Annotated in this window: 15 protein-coding genes; 10 read left to right on the top strand and 5 right to left on the bottom strand. The window is 62.2% G+C overall.

Going from position 1 to position 18,607, the window contains the following annotated elements:
• Positions 1–155 precede the first annotated feature (155 nt).
• Positions 156–761 (bottom strand): discoidin domain-containing protein, encoded by a 606-nt coding sequence (locus tag HY019_RS02715; protein ID WP_290688148.1) that lies wholly within the window; start codon positions 759–761, stop codon positions 156–158.
• Positions 762–1,361: 600 nt separating this feature from the next.
• Here HY019_RS02715 and HY019_RS02710 point away from each other — a divergent pair.
• Positions 1,362–2,933 carry a GGDEF domain-containing protein gene (locus tag HY019_RS02710; RefSeq protein WP_290688146.1) on the top strand — a complete coding sequence of 524 codons (1,572 nt, stop codon included), beginning with the start codon at positions 1,362–1,364 and terminating at the stop codon, positions 2,931–2,933.
• A gap of 47 nt (positions 2,934–2,980) precedes the next feature.
• Here HY019_RS02710 and HY019_RS02705 read toward each other — a convergent pair whose 3' ends face one another.
• A complete protein-coding gene (locus HY019_RS02705) occupies positions 2,981–4,018 on the bottom strand; it encodes an AraC family transcriptional regulator (RefSeq protein ID WP_290688145.1) in 1,038 nt (345 codons plus the stop codon).
• A gap of 531 nt (positions 4,019–4,549) precedes the next feature.
• Here HY019_RS02705 and HY019_RS02700 point away from each other — a divergent pair.
• From HY019_RS02700 to HY019_RS02665, 8 genes are all read left to right on the top strand, one after another.
• Positions 4,550–5,743: a porin gene (locus HY019_RS02700; RefSeq protein WP_290688143.1), complete on the top strand. Its 1,194-nt coding sequence runs from the start codon at positions 4,550–4,552 to the stop codon at positions 5,741–5,743.
• A 15-nt stretch (positions 5,744–5,758) separates the two neighbouring features.
• The gene (locus HY019_RS02695; RefSeq protein ID WP_290688141.1) at positions 5,759–6,163 is read left to right on the top strand and encodes a hypothetical protein; all 405 of its coding nucleotides are present in this window, start codon (positions 5,759–5,761) and stop codon (positions 6,161–6,163) included.
• A 196-nt stretch (positions 6,164–6,359) separates the two neighbouring features.
• Complete coding sequence (gene flhB, locus HY019_RS02690; RefSeq protein WP_290688140.1) at positions 6,360–7,544, top strand: flagellar biosynthesis protein FlhB; 1,185 nt, start codon at positions 6,360–6,362, stop codon at positions 7,542–7,544.
• Positions 7,541–9,649, top strand: a complete 2,109-nt coding sequence (gene flhA / locus HY019_RS02685) for a flagellar biosynthesis protein FlhA (protein WP_290688138.1) — start codon at positions 7,541–7,543, stop codon at positions 9,647–9,649. The genes flhB and flhA overlap by 4 nt, the downstream gene beginning before the upstream one ends.
• Positions 9,646–11,427 (top strand): flagellar biosynthesis protein FlhF, encoded by a 1,782-nt coding sequence (flhF, locus tag HY019_RS02680; protein ID WP_290688137.1) that lies wholly within the window; start codon positions 9,646–9,648, stop codon positions 11,425–11,427. Before flhA ends, flhF begins: the two co-directional genes overlap by 4 nt.
• 42 nt (positions 11,428–11,469) lie before the next feature.
• Positions 11,470–12,312: a flagellar biosynthesis protein gene (locus HY019_RS02675; RefSeq protein ID WP_290688136.1), complete on the top strand. Its 843-nt coding sequence runs from the start codon at positions 11,470–11,472 to the stop codon at positions 12,310–12,312.
• Between the two features lie 21 nt (positions 12,313–12,333).
• The gene (locus tag HY019_RS02670; RefSeq protein ID WP_290688135.1) at positions 12,334–13,047 is read left to right on the top strand and encodes an RNA polymerase sigma factor FliA; all 714 of its coding nucleotides are present in this window, start codon (positions 12,334–12,336) and stop codon (positions 13,045–13,047) included.
• A 26-nt stretch (positions 13,048–13,073) separates the two neighbouring features.
• A complete protein-coding gene (locus tag HY019_RS02665; protein WP_290688134.1) occupies positions 13,074–14,441 on the top strand; it encodes a methyl-accepting chemotaxis protein in 1,368 nt (455 codons plus the stop codon).
• Positions 14,442–14,457: 16 nt separating this feature from the next.
• Here the strand turns inward: HY019_RS02665 and argF are convergent, their stop codons facing one another.
• Both argF and HY019_RS02655 read right to left on the bottom strand, forming a co-directional pair.
• Entirely contained in the window at positions 14,458–15,390 is a 933-nt protein-coding gene (gene argF / locus HY019_RS02660) for an ornithine carbamoyltransferase (protein ID WP_290688133.1), read from the bottom strand.
• Between the two features lie 18 nt (positions 15,391–15,408).
• Positions 15,409–16,611 carry an aspartate aminotransferase family protein gene (locus tag HY019_RS02655; protein ID WP_290688132.1) on the bottom strand — a complete coding sequence of 401 codons (1,203 nt, stop codon included), beginning with the start codon at positions 16,609–16,611 and terminating at the stop codon, positions 15,409–15,411.
• 377 nt (positions 16,612–16,988) lie between these two features.
• Between HY019_RS02655 and HY019_RS02650 the strand changes: the two genes are divergently transcribed.
• A complete protein-coding gene (locus HY019_RS02650) occupies positions 16,989–17,336 on the top strand; it encodes a DUF3579 domain-containing protein (RefSeq protein ID WP_290689139.1) in 348 nt (115 codons plus the stop codon).
• Between the two features lie 42 nt (positions 17,337–17,378).
• Here HY019_RS02650 and HY019_RS02645 read toward each other — a convergent pair whose 3' ends face one another.
• The gene (locus HY019_RS02645; protein WP_290688131.1) at positions 17,379–18,587 is read right to left on the bottom strand and encodes a serine hydrolase; all 1,209 of its coding nucleotides are present in this window, start codon (positions 18,585–18,587) and stop codon (positions 17,379–17,381) included.
• Positions 18,588–18,607: the final 20 nt, after the last annotated feature.

The following is an 18,607-nucleotide window of genomic DNA, read 5'->3' as shown; positions in this document are numbered from 1 at the left end:
GTCTTGAGCGAGGCGCCCTTGTGGCTCAGGGGAGATGCCGGCATATCGTGAAAATTGCCGGTACTCACCCCGGCTCTCCCGAGCCTTTGGGGTGAGTCATGGCGAGCACGGGAGGCTGCGCGTGGTGTCGCGCGGCAGGTGCTCGCCAGCGTCAATCAGGCCGCGATGGCCTTGCGACGCAGTGCCACGCCGACCACGCCCAGGCCAAACAGGGCATAGGCGTAGGTTTCAGCTTCGGGCACGGCTGTACCGAAGAACTTCACTTCGGACAGACCGGAGTAGGTGGCGTCACCGTAGTTGCTGTTGATCGAGAAGCGCACAAAACGGGCATTCACGTCATTGAGGGCGAGGCTTTGGCCAGGGAAGGGGTCGGTCGTCGGCTGCGTGAGGACGAAGTTGCCCGAGCTGGAGAAGTTGACGCCATCGGTGGAGACGCTGACGCCCAGATCCTTCGTGGAGCGACCATCACCGCAGCAGCCGGGGCCGTAGTTCCAGACTGTGCTGCTGCCCACCTTGAACAGGGAGCCCAGGTCAAAGGTGACGGTGCCGGTGGTCACGCCATCAAGCAGCCACTTGTTTTCCCAGGCACCGGTGTGGTCGGTGCCAACCAGGCCGTTGCCGTTGATCAGGTTGTTGACGTTGTAGGTGAAGAAGGTCGAGGAGGCGGTGACGCTGGACACCGCGATTTCAGCGGCTTGAGCGGAAGTGAGGGCGATTGCCGCCAGGGCTACGGCCGACAGGCGCTTGACAAAACGGGACATTGCTTACTCCTGATGAGTGTTTTGGAACGAAACACGAAAGCATCCGTGAAACTTTTCACACGGAACTCCGAGCTTGAATGTAGGACACGAGGTTGCGAAAAGCACTCCCTATAACTGGGGAGGTTGTCAATTTTGGCCATCACATGTCTGACTTCTGCATGGGCGGCTTGAGCTGATGCCTGCGTCATTTCTGCGGTGGAAACAGGCATATTGAATGCACCTGAATGGTGCGAAAAAATGGGTGGGTTTCAATATGGGTAAATGCCCCTGTATGCCCAAGATCCCCTGCAGGGATTCCCATGGATATTTGAAATGAAGTTCATTGCCATTCGGGGCCATTGATTGGCCAAATTGACCGGGCTGATCCAGCGGGGCATTTGATCGGACCATACTGTCGAACGAGAATCCTCACCCTGTTTTGTGAGAAGTCTCTCGATGTCTGACCGTATTTCGCGGGGACAGTGGGAATCCAGGGGGGCTCGCATCAAGTTCAGGTCTCGGGTGGACGACATTTCTCGCATGCTGAGCGCATTGATCTTTGACCGGGACTGGAAGCAGCGGCTTCGCTTCAAGCGCGCCTTGATGTCGGGTTTGGGATATGTGGCCGTGGCCGTGTTGCTCGTGGTGGCAGGCGTCAGGCATCAGGTTCCTGAAAAAATGGCCCTGGTGCTGGCGGCGAGCATGGGTTTGAGCGCTCTTTCTCTGGTGATATTTATTCGAAGCGGTTTAAATAAATCGTGCCAGGACCCGTCCTTGAGCATGCCGCAAATGATGCTGGCCATGACCTACGCCGCCTGGGTTTATTCACTCGGGGGTTACGCGCGTGACGGTGTTCTGCTGGTCACCTGCCCCTTGCTGGCCTATGGATTCCACTATCTCCGGGCTCGGCAAATCAGGTTGGTCGGCCTGTATGCCCTGATTGCACTGGGTGGCGCGATGGCCTACCTGGTGGTGGGGCAGCCAGCGCACTACGACATGGGCAAGGAACTCCTGCGCTTCATGGTGCTCGCGCTCATCGTCTTCCTGACCTGGCAGTCCGCAAAGGATCAGGGCGGTGAGGACGGGAGCTGGTCTGAGTGGCTGGCCACCTGGGTCCTGACGAACGACCCCAAGCAAAGGGTGCGGCTGCAGCGCTTCCTGGTTGCAGCAACGAACTTTGCGATTTGCACCGTGGTCTTGTTGTATGCCGTCAGTACGGGGGCCGTCGATCGGCAGGCGGGGGCGATGCTCAGCGTGTACATGACGACGCAAAGCGTGCTGTTTTATGTGCTGCTGCGCAGTGGGCTGAATTTGCGTTTTCCCGATCCGGCCTTGACCCTGCCGCAGATCATCGTGGCGATCACCTGTGTGGTGGGCGCCTACGCGATTCTTCGTGAGTCGCGGGGCGCCGCCTTGATGCTGCTGGTCATGGTGCTGGTGTTCGGCATGTTCAACTTGACGGCGCGTCAGGCGCGTGCGGCCTCGTTTTTTGCCTTGCTGCTTCAGGGAGCGGTGATGTGGGGCCTGGTCTCATGGCAGCCGCAGTTTTACGCGCCACGGCAGGAGCTGGTTCATTTCCTCTTTGCCTGCACGACGCTGCCCACCATCTCCTTGCTTTCCGGCCAGTTGAGTGACTTGCGAGACCGGCTGCGGCAACGCAAGGATGAACTGGCGGCGGCGCTTGAACACATTCAGACGCTGGCGACGCGTGATGTGCTGACGGGGCTCTACAACCGCCGTCACATGATGGAGGTGCTGGCCCAGCAAGCCAAATCCGCAGATGGGTCGGGGCGGGTCTTCAGCCTGGCGATCATTGACCTGGACTTGTTCAAATCGATCAACGACACCCATGGCCACCTGGTGGGAGACGAGGTGTTGCGCAACTTCGCCCAGCTGGTGCAGAGCCAGGTTGGGGCTTCAGATCTGTTTGCGCGTTGGGGTGGCGAGGAGTTCTTGTTGATGCTGTCCGATTGCCATGAACAGCATGCTCAAACCTGCCTGCAGCGGATTCACCTGGCCGTCCGGAACGCAACGCTCAGCGAGACCCTGCCCGAGCTCAAGATCAGCTTTTCTGCCGGCTTGACGCAGCGCGTCTGTGGTGAGCGGGTCGAGCTTGCCATGGAGCGCGCCGATCAGGCGCTGTATCGCGCCAAGCGGTCAGGGCGGGACAGAACCGTCGTCGCTTCAAGTTGAGCATGGGCCGGGCCCCGGGATGCTCAGTGGGGACAGGCGTGCTTGGCTCATGGGGTCTGCAGGTCTTCAGCGGCCTGCGATTTCTGGCTGCTCAGGCTCTGGTCACGCCACGCCTGCGGGGTCATGCCTGTCCAGCACTTGAACGCCCGGTGAAAGCAGGTGACGGACGAGAAGCCCAATTCACCGGCGATCTGTTTGAGTGAAACGCCCGCGTTGGCCAGCCGGTGCTCGGCCATGAGCTGGCGGCACTCCTTGACCAGCTCGGTGTGGCTGGTGCCTCGGCACGCCAGGTGCCTGCGCAGGCTGCGTTTGCTGGTGCCCAGTTGCACGGCGACATCGTCCATCGTCGGCGCATTGGGAAAGGCGTTGATCAGCACGTTCTTGACCCGCTGGATCATGTCCACATGCCTTTGTGCGGTGCTCAGGCTCAACTCGGCCTTGGTCCTGAGCTCCAGATAACTGACGCGGTCGTGCCAGGGAAGCGGTTGATCCAGGACCTCACGGTTGAAGATGATGGCGTTCTCGGGCGCGTTGAAATCGATGCCGGCGTCAAAGTACTCGCAGTACCTGCTCTGGTAGGAGGGGGCTGGGTGGGTGAAGTGAACCTTGGCCACCTTGATCGAGTTGGCACTGCCATAGCGCAACATCTGCATCATGGCGACGGCGATGAACTCGGCCCTGAACACGGCAGAGGGCCCTTTGTCGATGATGGGGGTGATGGTGAGCCTGGCGCTGCCATTCGTTTCGTGGAGCGCGATTTCCGGGCGAGCCAGCAGCAGGGCGCCAAAGCGCATGATGTCTTTCAGGCCCTGGCGCAGATTGGGCATGTGCATTGCCAACATGGGGTGCACGCCATACCTTTGATTGGCCAGGCTGGTCCCGGCCGCAAAGCCCAGGGCGGGTGACTGCGTGTGCGCCAGGGCGGCTTGAATCATGCGGTCATACAAGCTGACGGGCACCCAGTCCGCGTCGTCAAAGTGTTCGAGGGACTCGATCCCGCATGCGTTCAGAACCGCTTTGGATGCGTAGCCTTCCATGTCCAGGGTGGTTGCCAGGACGCGAAGGTGGAGGGGAGAGGTCAACATGATGCGCGCCAATGCAAAGAGCTGTTTGCAGGGGCTGGACCGCTTGGGCGCATCGGCCTGTCGCGGTCAATCTAACAGATCCCCTGCAATGGTTGGGCGCATTCTGCTGTCTGCTGACCGGAAAATCAGCCCCTGCCGCCCAGGGTTTTCACCCGCTTTAGGCACTCGGGTGAATATTTGGCCGCTACGGTCAATGGGAGCAACCGCACCAGGCGGTGTGACAGGGCTTAGCCATCGACATGTCCTGGATTGTTCGTCGGCGTAGGCGCGTATCCCTGTTCAGTGCTTATGCCGGGGAATACCTGCGCCTCTTTATTGGTACCTCTTCGACCACCAGTTCGTGATTTCCGGTGTTGTGTTTTTCCAATAGAGGTAAACAACGATCCCCTGAACGAGGGGGTATCAGCTACGCTGGGGCCTTGCGTGAGCGGTTTGGTCATTTCGGACAGGTGTCTAACGCAACTCAATGGCGCACCAGCCAAACCCTCCATTGGTTCGAACCTGTCCTTCAACCATTGAATGGAGAAATCGATGAAGAAACTCCCACAACAGCGGTGCCTTGTTGCGCTCCTGTGTGCCATGGGATTGGGGTCCTGGGCAAACTCGTCTTTTGCTGACGTTCAATACAAGTTCAGCGGCTTCGGCACTTTGGGGGCCGTCAAGACAAGCAACGATGAAACCGAGTTTCGTCAGAACGTCGATCAATACCGTGGGGCAACCAAGCGAGTGGACCTCGGCGTGGACTCGCGTGTGGCCGTTCAAGGCTCTGCGATTTTCAGCAATGGCGTGACCATGACGGCCCAGGTCCTGGGGCAACGTCGAGAGGACTCCGATTTTGATGCAGGCTTCGAGTGGGCGTTTCTGCAATATACCGGTATCGATGGCCTGGATTTGAAGGCAGGGCGGGTGGTGTTGCCAGCTTTCCTGATGTCTGATTCTCGCCTCGTCGGCTTTTCCATGCCCTGGGTTCGTGTGCCCTCGCTGGTCTACGCCATGATGCCGCTGTCGCACGTGGACGGGGTGCAAGCCACATATCGCCAATCGATTGGCCCCGCTGTTGCCTCTGTTCAATTGACTCGCGGTGATGCAAACGGCACGACGTCCACGACAAACGCTGTTCCGTTAGGAGGAGGGCTCACCGTGTACGGGCCGACGGTCGGTCAGACCGAGAGCAGTCGAATCGTTGGACTCAATGCCGCGCTGGAATGGGGTGACTTCACGGTCCGAATCTCTCAGATCAAAGACAATGTCAATCTGCAGTCGATCCAGAATATCCCTGCGGTGCCTGCCTTCAGTATTCCTGCCATGCAGGTTGCAGCGCCGCCGTTGAATTTCAAGGACACGTTCCAGGAGCTTGGGCTGCAATATGACAACGGATCGTTGGTTGTGATGGCCGAGTATGTCAAGCGCAGCACCAAAGACCAAAAGGTGCAGGATGCCAAGGCTTGGTATGTCGGCGGCGGATACCGCTTTGGCTCGGTTTTGCCCTATGTGCTGGTGAGTCAATACAAGGAGACTTTTTCGTTGTCCTCGAGTGGAATCCCACCCAAAGCAAAGGGCAATGCGCTGGGCATGCGCTACGACTTTGCCAATAACCTGGCACTGAAGGCGGAATTTGCCCAGTACAAGAACAACTCGCTCTACAACTTCACCGATTCTGCGTCACCTGGTGTGGCTGATAAAAAGATCAATGTAATGAGCGTGGCGCTCGACTTTATTTTCTGAATTGAGGAGAAGCGCATGAATTCAAAATTGACGAATCTGTGTGCCGCTTTCATCCTCAGCGGGTTGTCGATTTCGGCATTCGCGGATATTGCGGTGATTTGCGGGCCTTCGGCCGATCCTGTCAACAAGGATCAATTGACCAACCTTTATCTGGGGCGCAGTTTCGAGCGCAAGCTGGTCGATCTGCCAGAAGGGGCGCCTTTGCGTGACCAGTTCTACAAGAAACTGGTGGACCGTGAACCGACTCAGGTAAAGGCGGTGTGGGCGCGCGTGGTGTTCACGGGGAAAGGGCAAGCACCGTTGATGCTGCCTGATGCCGATGCAGTCAAAAAGGCGGTAACTACGGATCCGAAAGCCGTGGGTTACATCGACAAGAGTCAGGTCGATGGCACCGTCAAGGTTTTGATGACGCTGAACTGACCGAATTTCGTATTTGAGTTTTCCGGCCCTGTCCGGTTTGGTCGGGCCAGGTGTGACGCAGTTCACGCCTGGCCCGATTTGCATTTGCGCCAGGCAAAACGCTCGTCGAATAGCCTGCTGCGCACCCCTCTTATCCGGCTAAAGATTTCCAGGTGGTCGCGAAGAATGCTCATCAAGCAGCAGTCCTTTACACACCATGTCCGACCAAGGTTCCCAAGACAAGCAGTTACCAGCCTCGGCGCGAAAGCTTCAGAAAGCGCGCGAAGAGGGCCAGGTTGTCCGCTCCAAGGACCTGGGTCACTTCCTGGTGATCCTGGCGGCCACCGGCGTGCTGATGGGCCTGACGCCTGTCTGGATGGACAAGATGCAGACGCTGTTGCACGCCGGCTTGCGCTTTGATGCCCGCTCGGTGGCCAACAACGACGTGATGATGGAGCGCCTGAGCCAATGGACGGTCGAGGCGCTGATGGTGGTCGTGCCCTTCAGCCTGAGCATTGGTCTGGCCTCGGCGGCGGCCTCGGTGATGGCGGGCGGCTGGGTGATGTCCTTCAAGGTGATTTCCCCGAATTTCGGCAAGCTCAACCCGATCGCCGGCATCGGCAACCTGTTTTCCAAGCAGCAGATGATCGACGCGCTCAAGGCCTCGGCCCTGGGCCTGATCCTGGGTGCGGCGGGTGCCACCTTTCTGTACAAGGCCTGGCCCAGTCTGGTGGGCTTGCTGTCGCAGCCGCTGCCTGCGGCCATCCACGATCTGGGCATCACCCTGGGCGAGGTGCTGGGCTCGATGCTGCTGGTGATCGCGGCGTTTGCCATCATCGACTGGCCCCTGCAGCGCTTCCTCTTTGCCGAGAAGATGAAGATGAGCCACCAGGAAGCCAAGGAAGAGTACAAGCAGCAAGAGGGCAGTGGCGAGGTCAAGGCCAAGATCAAGCAGAAGATGCGTGAAATGGCCCGCAAGCGCATGCTGGCCGCCGTGCCCACGGCTGATCTGGTTGTCATGAACCCGACCCACTATGCCGTGGCGCTCAAGTACGACGAGGCCTCGATGGGCGCCCCCCGCGTGGTGGCCAAGGGCCTGGATCTGCTGGCCTTGCGCATCCGCGATCTGGCCACCGAAAACCGTGTACCTGTGCTGGAGGCGCCACCTCTGGCACGTGCGCTTTATGCGAACACCGAAGTGGACCAGGAAGTGCCCGTGGCGCTCTACAGCGCCGTGGCCCAGGTGATGGCCTATGTGTTCCAGCTGCGCAATGCGCTGACGGGCCGCTCGCCCTTGCCGGGCAACCTGCCGGATCTCGATGTGCCCGCCGAGCTGGACCCCCAGCAATCGGCGAAGTTGAAGGCCAGGCTCGAACAAGAAGACTCGGAGATTGACGCATGAACCCGTTTTTGCAAAAGCTCCAGGCCGCCCTCGGTGGCCAGCACAAGAACCTGCAGGTGATGGCCGCCCCGCTGGTGGTGGTGTGCGTGCTGGCCCTGATGGTGCTGCCGCTGCCGGCCTTCATGCTCGACGTGTTCTTCACCTTCAACATCGCCACCGCGCTGATGGTGATGATGGTGGCGGCCACCATGCTGCGCCCACTGGACTTCGCGGCCTTCCCCTCGGTGCTGCTGCTGACCACCTTGTTGCGGCTGTCGCTGAACGTGGCGTCCACCCGGGTCGTGCTGTTGCAAGGCCACACGGGCACGGGCGCCGCCGGCCATGTGATCGAGTCGTTCGGCCACTTCCTGATCGGCGGCAACTTCGCGGTCGGTCTGATCGTGTTCGCGATCCTGGTGGTGATCAACTTCGTGGTGATCACCAAGGGCTCGGAGCGTATCGCTGAAGTCAGTGCACGCTTCACCCTGGATGCCATGCCCGGCAAGCAGATGGCGATCGACGCCGACCTGAACGCCGGCCTGATCGACGAGAAGGAAGCCAAGCGCCGCCGCCTGGAAGTGGGCGAAGAAGCCGAGTTCCACGGCTCCATGGACGGTGCCTCGAAGTTCGTGCGTGGCGATGCGGTTGCCGGCATCCTGATCCTGTTCATCAACGTGATCGGCGGCTTCGTGATCGGTGTGGTGCAGCACGGCATGTCGCCGGGCGATGCGGCCAGCTCCTACGTGCTGCTGGCGGTCGGTGACGCGCTGGTGGCGCAGATCCCCGGCCTGTTGATCTCGGTGGCAGCGGCCATGGTGGTGTCACGCGTCGGCAAGGACAAGGACGTGGGCGCCCAGATCATGGGCCAGATGTTCGAGAACCCCAAGGTCATCGGCGTGGCCGGCGGCATCCTGGGGCTGCTGGGCGTGATTCCCGGCATGCCGTCCTTCGTTTTCCTGCCCATCGGCGGGGGCCTGGGCTGGTGGGCCTGGAAGATGGCCGAGAAGCAGGAGGCCGAGCGCAATGCGCCCAAGCCGGTCGAAAAACCTGCGACGGAAGTGGCCAACCCGAATGGCGAGGCCACCTGGGAAGACCTGCAACCCGTGGACACCCTGGGCCTGGAAGTGGGCTACCGCCTGATCCAGCTGGTGGACAAGGAGCGCGGTGGCGACCTGCTGACCCGGATCAAGGGCGTTCGCCGCAAGTTCGCGCAAGAAGTCGGCTTTTTGCCGCCATCTGTGCACATCAAGGACAACCTGGAGCTCAAGCCCAGCTTCTACCGCATCACCCTGCGTGGCGCCGTGGTGGGCGAGGGCGAGGTCTTCCCCAACATGCTCATGGCCATCAACCCAGGCCACGTGGTCAACCAGATCGCCGGCACCGCTGCCGTGGACCCCGCTTTTGGCCTGCCTGCGGTGTGGGTGGAAGAACGCCAACGGGATGCCGCGCAAATGGCCGGCTACACGGTCGTTGATCCCTCGACCGTGGTGGCCACCCATCTTTCACACTTGATGCAACTCCATGCAGCCAAGTTGCTGGGACGAGTCGAGACCCAACAACTGGTAGAGCATGTGACGAAACTGGCCCCCAAACTCATCGAAGACGTGGTCCCCAAGATGGTCGGCATCTCCACCCTGCAAAAAGTGCTGCAGCTCCTGCTCGAAGAAGGCGTGCATATCCGCGATATGCGCTCGATCATCGAGACGATCGCCGAGCACGCTGCTTCCAGCCCCAATGTGGTGAACGACCCGGCCGAGCTGGCCCGCCGCATCCGCATCGGCCTGGCCCCAGCCATCGTGCAGCAGATCTACGGCCCGGTGCGCGAACTCGATGTGATCGCCATCGACCCCGATCTGGAACGCCTGCTGACACAGGCCCTGACATCGCCCAGTGGCCCCATGCTCGATCCGGGCGTGGCCGACCACCTGACCCGCCAGGCCTCCGAGGCCACGCAGCGTCAGGAAAACATGGGCCACCCCGCCTGCCTGTTGGTGCCGGACATCATCCGCCCCTCCGTGGCACGCCTACTCAAACGCGCCGCACCTCGTCTCAAGGTGCTGGGACACAGCGAGATTCCTGAGACTCACTCGATTCGCATCGGTACCCTGATCGGAGGCCACGCATGAACGTCAAACGCTTCACTGGACGCAACAGCCGCGAGGCCATGCAAAAGGTCAAGGCCGCCTTTGGCAACGATGCCGTCGTGCTGTCGACCAAGCCCGCAGCCGAAGGCGGCATCGAGATCCTGGCGATGGCCGCAGACAGCGTGCCGGCCATGGACCACTATGCGGTCGAGAAGGATGCACCCGAGCTGGCTCCCCGCGAGTCTCGTTCAGACGCCCGTAGCGAGTCCCGCGGCGAATCCCGCGGCGATTCGCGCACCGAACCCCGCGACGAAGCCGTCAGCGCGCAGCCCCGCAAGGCGGTTGGCAAGCAGGCCAAGGAAACCATGGCCAATCTGGCCAGCACCGTGCAGGACGACGTCAAGCAACTGGCCATGAGCACCTTGTCCTTCCAGGACTATGTGCGTGAACGCATGCTCAAGCGCCGCCAGGCTGCCATGCAGGCCCGCACCGAGCCGGCCATGGCCCTGCCGCCCGAAGAACAACTGAACCAGCGCTTTGCCCAGCCCAAGCCGCAACGCCCCGCCGTGTCCACCTCGGTGGACCTGACGGGCGAAGCCATGCGTGGCCGCTCTGCGCCGGCCGCTGACGAGATGGACCAGTGGGAGCAGCCCGTGCGCCAGGCCCCCGTGGCCCAGCCCCGCCAGCCCGCGCCTGCCGCCCGTCCGCAAGCTGTGCAGCAAGCCAAGCCCGCTGCCCAGGTGGTGCCGCTGCGCAGCGAGCACGCCGACCTGACCATGGACAAGGTCACGCCCGCTCGTGACGCCGTCCGCGTGGCCCAACCCGATGCCGCCACCCTGTCCGCCCTGAAGGCTGCGCAAGAGGCCAACGCCTCCATGCTGGGTGAGCTGCGTGCCATGCGCGAGATGATGAAGGAGCGTTTCGAAACGATGGCCTTCATCGAGAAGCTGGGCCGCACACCTGCCCAGGCTCAACTGGCGCAACGCCTGCTGGACGCCGGTTTCTCGGCCGTGCTGGTGCGCAAGATGCTCGACGCCATGCCCGCCGAAGTGACCAATGGTTCGCACGACGAAGTGCAGTGGGCCACCCAGGTGCTGCAACGCAATGTGAACACGGCCGACCACGAGCTGCCCATCGAAGACCAGGGTGGCGTGTTCGCCCTGATCGGCTCGACCGGTGTGGGCAAGACCACCTCCACCGCCAAGCTGGCCGCCACCTTTGCCGCCAAGCACGGTGCCTCCAACCTGGGCCTGATCACGCTGGATGCCTACCGCGTCGGTGCCCACGAACAGCTGCGCGCCTATGGCCGCATCCTGGGCGTGCCCGTGCACATGGCCCATGACCGCGCCGCGCTGGAAGACCTGCTGGAGCTGTTGTCCAGCAAGAAGCTGATCCTGATCGACACCGCCGGCATGGCCCAGCGCGATGGCCGCACCAAGGAGCTGCTGGACATGCTGGCCCATCCCAGCATCCGAAAACTGCTGGTGATCAACACCGCTGCGCAGGGCGACTCGATTGAGGATGTGATGCATTCGTATCACGCAGAAGCCTGTGCCGGGGTGGTTCTGTCCAAGCTGGATGAGGCCGTGAAGCTCGGTCCGGCACTGGATGCGTTAATTCGTCACAAATTGAAAGTTTTGGGTGTAGCTAATGGCCAACGGGTGCCCGAAGATTGGCATCGTCTGTCGGCCCAAGCCCTGGTGCACCGCGCCCTTCGAGCCAGCCTGAACCCCGCGTACAGGCTCGATCCCAACGAGGTCAGCCTGATGTTCTCGGGGCCGGCGGCCACAGGCCCCCTGTCCAACCCGCGTCACGTCTGATAGCAGCTTGTCACCAACTTAAACCAAGAAGACAGCACCCACATGACCCGTCACGACAGCCATCAGGTCAGCGCAAGCAGTCCCCGCGCCCACCATCCGGTGGACCAGGCCCAGGGGTTGCGGCAGATGTTTGCCTCCCGGGTGTTGCGCTTCGTGCCGGTGGTGGCCAACCCCAGTACCGCCTGCGGTGGCCTCGTGCTGGAGCGCCTGTGTGCGGCTTACGCCAGCTTCAACCTCAAGGTGCTGGTGGTGGACGCGAGTGACCAGGCTCGCCCCCCCGGCGAGCTGGCCGAGTTCGATCTGGCCGAGGGCATCGAAATCCTGTCCGATCAGATCAGCTACATGCCTGCACGTGGTTTGCCCCTGCGTTATGTGGACGCACGCGGCTCGTGCAGCAGCCTGCTGGACGCCATTGCCAACGCGGCCCCGCAAGTCGATGTGGTGCTGGTGCATGCGTCGGCCAGTGCCATCGTGCGCCTGTTCTCGCAGCGTGCCCGCGGCACCAACCTGCGTCCCTTGTTGTTCACCAATGACCTGGCTGAAGGCCTGACGGACGCGTACGCCGCCGTCAAGGTCATCAGCCAGCGCGGCAGCTGGATGGCCTACGACCTGCTCGTGTGCGCCACCGCCCGCAGCCAGCAGGCCCAGCCCGTGGCCGAGCGCCTGGCCCGCTGCGCCGATGATTTCCTGGGCGTGGCCCAGCGTGACTGGCAGTTGTTGGACCCCCGCGAGCCGGCTGCTGCCGACCCGCACCCCCGGTTCATGGAAATGGCAGCCGGCTTGCTGCGAACGGCCCTGCCGCTCGCACTGAGCGACACGGTTTTTGATCACCTGATGTCGCCGGGGGCAGCACTGCCTTCAAGCGCCGCCCCCGTACTCAATTGATTGATGTTCATGGAGCAGAGCATGTACACCGCCAAAGGCCGACTTGAGATCGACGCGATGCTGCGCCAATACAGTCCTCTCGTGCGTCGCCTGGCGCACCAGATGATTGCCAAACTGCCGGCGAACGTCGAGATCGATGACCTGATCCAGGTGGGCATGATCGGCCTGACCGACGCCCTCACGCGTTTTGATGCCGGGCAGGGCGTGCAGTTCGAGACCTTCGCCACCCAGCGTATTCGCGGCGCCATGCTCGACGAGTTGCGCGGCGCCGACTGGCTCAGCCGCGGCACCCGCAAGCAGCAGCGCGACATCGAAGGGGCCGTGCACAGGCTGGAGCAGCGTCTGGGCCGCGCACCGCATGAAAGCGAAATCGCCAATGAGATGGGCATGACCCTGGGCGACTACCAGGAGATGCTGGGCAAGGTGCGTGGCACCCAGCTCATCTACCTGGAAGACATGAGTGGCGAAGATGGCGACAATGACTATCTTGATCGCCACGTGACCGACGAGGGCAACGATCCCCTGAGCTTGCTGCAGGACCACCGCATGCGCCATGCGCTGGTCGAGGCCATCAAGAACCTGCCCGAACGAGAGCAGTACGTGATGAGCATGTACTACGAGCAGGACATGAACCTCAAGGAGATCGCAGCTGTGCTGGGCGTGACCGAGTCACGCGTCTGCCAACTGCACAGCCAGTCCATTGCCCGCCTGCGCGTCAAGCTGCGGGAGTGGTAAGCGCCTCGCGCTTTTGAGAGACAGACATGTTGACGATGTTCCGACGCAAGCAAGCGGCACCCGTGCTCACCGAGCCGGTTGCCCAGCCAGCGACCAGCCTGGGCGCTCAACAACTGGCGGAAACACTGGAGCGTGACACCAGTGGCCTGGGGTGCGAGGCGGCGCAACTGCGTGGCAGCCTCGAAGACACTACGGCGGTGGCCAACCACCAGACTGAGACCCTGGCGGGGCTGGTTTCTGCTTTGCAAGACATCGTTCGTTCCCAGGACCAGATCCACGCCGAAACCGTAGGCGGCATGGCCTCCATGCAACTCGCGCGCGAAAGCGTGGCCCATGTGGGCCGTGAAGTCAGCGGCGTGGTCGAGACCTTGCACCAGGTGTCCGACGCCGCCCAGCAGATCGCCCAGGTCGCCTTGCAGACCCGGCTGGTGGCCTTCAACGCCTCGGTCGAAGCCAAGCGCGCTGGCGAAGCCGGCGCCGGTTTTTCTGTGGTGGCCGATGCGGTGAAAGACCTGTCTACCCAGGTCGAATCCATCTCCAAGGCGATCCAGAGCACGATCGGCAAGCTGGATCAGCGCATCCAGTCGCTGGCCAGTGACCTGACCGATCAGACCAATACCGTCTCCACCAACAAGAGTCGCCCTGCCACCTTCCACGAAGCCTTGCATGGCGTGGAAGAGGGTGTGCAGCGCATCAGCGCAGCCGCCGATGCCAGCCGTCAGCTGACGCAAGGCGTGAACGAGCAGATCAGCCTGATGGAAGGCGAGGTCAACAAAGCCCGCAAGGAACTGGCTTCTGCGTTCAAGCGCAGCGATGCGGTCCTGACCGTGTCAGAGCGCCTGATGGAGGTGATCGCCGCGTCGGGCGTGGAAACGTCGGACACGCCCTACATCGATCTGGTCAAGCAGGTGGCCGGCCAGATCTCGGATGCACTCAATGAGGCGCTTGCATCGCGGCGCATCACGCTGGAGCAGCTGTTCGACGAGAACTACCAGCCCATGGCTGGTACGCAGCCTCAACAGCACGCGACCAGGTTCAATGCATTGATGGACGAGGTGCTGCCCCCCATTCAGGAGGCGGCCATCCTGGTCTTGCCCGATGTGGTGTTTTGCATCGCCGCCGATCGCAACGGCTATATCTCGACGCACAACCAGATCTATTGCCACCATCAGCGGCCAGGCGATGTGGTCTGGAACACAGCCAACTCGCGCTGGCGTCGCATCTTCAATGACCGCACTGGTCTGGCCTCGGCGCGTAACACGCGCTCCTTCCTGCTGCAGACCTACCGGCGCGACATGGGCGGCGGCAAGTTCGTGCTGCTCAAGGAAGTAGCGGCCCCGATCACGGTGGCCGGCAAGCACTGGGGTGGCTTGCGGCTGGCCTACCGGTTCTGAGTAAGCGAGGGCTTGATCAGCCGATCCGCCCGAGCAAAAGGTACTCCATGAGCACCTTCTGCACATGCAAGCGGTTCTCTGCCTCGTCCCACACGACGGACTGCGGCCCATCAATCACCTCGGCCTCGACCTCTTCGCCGCGGTGTGCAGGCAGGCAGTGCATGAACAAGGCATCGGGTGCGGCCACGGCCATCATGTCGGCGTCGACGCACCAGTCGGCAAAGGCCTTCTTGCGTTCTTCGTTCTCGGCCTCGAAGCCCATGCTCGTCCACACATCGGTGGTGACGAGGTGCGCGCCGCGGCAGGCGTCCATTGGGTCCTTGAAGACCTTGTAGCAGTCGGTGTTGCTGATGCCGGCGACGGCCGGGTCGATCTCGTAGCCGCTGGGCGTGCTCACGTGCACCGTGAAGCCCAGGATCTCGGCAGCCTGCAGCCAGGTGTTGGCCATGTTGTTGCCGTCGCCCACCCAGGCCACCACCTTGCCCTTGATCGAGCCACGGTGCTCGATGTAGGTGAAGATGTCGGCCAGGATCTGGCAGGGGTGGTATTCGTTGGTCAGGCCGTTGATGACCGGCACCCGCGAGTTGGCCGCGAACTTCACCAGCTTGGACTGCTCGTAAGTGCGGATCATCACGATGTCGACCATGCGCGAGATCACCTTGGCGCTGTCCTCGATCGGTTCGCTGCGGCCCAGCTGGCTGCCGTCGGTGGTCAGGTGCACCACCGAGCCGCCCATCTGGTACATGCCGGCCTCGAAGCTCACGCGCGTGCGGGTGCTGGCCTTCTCGAAGATCATGGCCAGGGTACGGTCCACCAGAGGGGTGTACTTCTCGTAGTTCTTGAAGCGCTTCTTGATGATGGCGGCGCGCTCGAACAGGTAGGCGTACTCCTGCTCGCGAAGGTCTTTGAACTGCAGATAGTGTTTGATGAGACTCATACCGGGCTTCATGCGAATTCAGACGTCAGTTTAAGCAGCGCTTGTTTCAGACAGGAAGGCTTTGACCAGCGGCGCCAGGATGGCAACGATCTCGTCGGCTTCCGCCGCCGTGATGATCAGCGCCGGCAACAGGCGGATGACCTTGTCGGCCGTGATGCTCAGCAGCAGGCCGGCATCCACGGCGCGTTGCAGCAGTACGCCGCAAGGGCGGTCCAGCTCGATGCCGATCATCAGGCCCTGGCCACGGATCTCGGTCACGCCCTTGAGTTCGCCCAGTTCACGCGCCAGGGCGTCATGCAGGTGCTTGCCCACGCGGTCGGCGTGCGCCAGCAACTGGTCTTCTTCCATGATCTTGATGGTCTCGACACCCGCGCGCATGGCCAGCGGGTTGCCCCCGAAGGTGGTGCCATGGTTGCCCGGTTGCAGCACGTTGGCGGCCTTGGGGCCACACACCACCGCACCGATCGGCACGCCGGAGCCCAGGCCCTTGGCCAGGGGCATCACGTCGGGCTGGATGCCCGCCCACTGGTGCGCAAACCACTTGCCGGTGCGGCCCATGCCACATTGCACCTCGTCGAGCATGAGCAGCCAGCCCTTGTCGTCGCACAGCTTGCGCACGGCCTGCAGGTACTCGGTGCGGGCTGCGTTGATGCCGCCTTCACCCTGGATCACCTCCAGGAACACGGCGGTGACGTTCGGGCGGGTGTTGGCGACCTCTTCCAGCGCGGCGATGTCATTGAGCGGCACACGCACAAAGCCTTCGACCAGGGGCTCGAAGCCGGCATGCACCTTGGGGTTGCCGGTGGCCGACAGCGTGGCGATCGAGCGGCCATGGAAGGCCTTTTCATACACGACCACCTCGGCGCGGTCGATGCCCTTGTCGTGGCCGTACTTGCGGGCAATCTTCAGCGCAGCCTCGTTGGCTTCCAGGCCCGAGTTGCAGAAGAAGACGTTGGTCATGCCCGAGCGCTCGACCAGCAAGCGGGCGAGTTCTTCCTGCAGCGGCACCTGGTAGTAGTTGCAGCAGTGGATCATCTTCTCGATCTGATCCTGCAGGGCGGGGACCAGCTTGGGGTGCTTGTGGCCCAGCGTGTTGACGGCGATGCCCGAGAGCGCATCCAGATAACGTCGCCCCTCGGTGTCCCAGACGCGAACGCCTTCGCCATGCGACAGGGCAATGGCTAAGCGGCCGTAGGTGGGCATCACATGGGGCATCGACACGGGAGCAGTCATGGCAACGGGTTCTCAGGTTCAAGGGCGAAAAGAAAAATGGCGCAGCAGGCACTGCGCCAAAGCACATTCTATGTAAAAGGCGCGCAGGCTGGAATCGGGGGGCGGCAGGTGCACCAGCGATTTCCGTGTTCGGGCGTGTGTCAAGCGTGCCCTAGTTCAGGGCGAGGGCTCTTGGCACCAAAGTTGCGTCAATCCACTGGTTTGGCGACAATGGAGGACTGTCACGCATGGAACCGCGCACTGAGGCCGTGTCCATCACCAAGTTGCCAGACCAGGGCTACCCGCTCCAGTCGGCGCTTGTTCCCCGCAGCCGCCAGACACAATCTGTCGCTGCGCCTGTCAATTTACCCATTGCACAGCCCGTCGGAAGCGCTACCGTGTCGGCGACCCCTACATCCTCTCTCCCCACCCCCTCCAAACCGCGCGAGATCTTCATCCAAGGCATCACGAGCCAAGGCCGCCCCTTTCGCCCCAGCGACTGGGCCGAGCGGCTGGCTGGTGCCATGTCCAGTTTCCGGCCAGGCGGCGCGGCGATGGGCAAGATGGCGCACATCGGCTACTCGCCGTATTGCGTGCCCACCAGCATGGGCAATGTGAAGTGCGTGGTCGTCAACGAAGCCCTGCGCGACATCGAACCCATGGCCTGGGACTTCGTCATGAATTTCGCGCGTGACAACGATTTGCAGGTGGTGGAAGCCTGCCTGCTGCCAGATCCGCCTCGTTGAACACAACAGGCGGTGCGTCCAAGCAGAGCGCCCGCCTCACCCTCATGGGGATAGTGTCGCCAGCTCGTCGTCGATGGCCTTTTTCACCTCTACGTAGAAAGCGTCACGGGCTGCCATGGCCTGCTTGTCACGCGCGCCGCCTGCCCAGTTGGCGTTGGACACGATCACCAGCTTGCGTTGGGGATCGATGAAGATGCCTTGGCCAAAAATGCCCCGTGCTGCAAAGCTGCCGTCGTCGTAGGTCCACCACTGGTAACCGTAGCCGCGCCCGGCTTGGCCGATCTCGGTACGTTTGGTGGTGGCTTCGTCCCACCAGCCGTCGGGCACGATGCTCTGGCACTTGGCCTTGGCGCCGTTCAGGATGAACAGGCCCAGGCGGGCGTAGTCACGCGGCGAGGCTTGCACGCAGCATCCGCCAATCTCTTTGCCAGTCTTGCTCAGCAGCCAGGTGGCTTGCTGCTCCATGCCGGCGGGGCCCCACACTTTTTCGGCGAGGTAGGCGGCCAGGGACTTTCCGGTTGCCCGTTGCACCAGGGTGCCCACCAGATTGGTTTCGCCTGTGCTGTAGAGCCAGCGGGTGCCCGCCGGTACCTCGCGGGGCAGCTTGCGCATGTAGCTCACCAGCGCTTCCATGCCGTCTTCGGGCTGGTGCTTGTTGAACTTCGCCACGTCCGAGTTGGGGTCGGCGTAGTCTTCGCTCCACTTGACGCCCGATGTCATGGTCAGCAGTTGCCGCACGCTCACGTCGTCGTAGGCGGAGCCCTTAAGTTCGGGAATGTAGATGCTGACCTTGTCGTCCAGGCTCTTGATGAAACCGTCCTTCACCGCCGCGCCTACCAGCGTGGAGGTGAAGGACTTGGCCACCGAGAAGCTGGTCCAGCGCCCGGTGCCATCAAAGCCCAGTCCATAGTGCTCCAGGCGCAGTTTGCCGTCCTGAACCACCAGCAGGGCGGCACTGCGCTGGCCCGCCATGTAGGCGTCCACGTCGCTCTTGAGCTTGAGCGGTGCCCCCTTGGGCAGGCTTGTGGGCGCGCCACTGGCGGGTACCACGTTCGACTTGGCCAGCAGAGGGATGCGGTCCAGCGCACGGAAGGCCGCGTCGCGCTGAGGGATCGTCCAGAACAGCACATCGCGGTTGGTCGGCATCGTGGCCAGCAGTCCCCGCGTCTCCTTGTCCAGGCTGAACCAGCCGCCCGCGGCGGCGGCCCCCAGAACGACCAGGGTGCTCAGTGCCACTTTCTTCAACGCCATGTATGTTTTCTCTTGTGTGG

The organism is Aquabacterium sp. (genome assembly GCF_016195855.1).
Lineage (GTDB): Bacteria > Pseudomonadota > Gammaproteobacteria > Burkholderiales > Burkholderiaceae_C > Aquabacterium.
The sequence above is the reverse complement of the archived record's forward strand: the minus strand, read 5'-3'. Positions and strand labels throughout refer to the sequence as shown.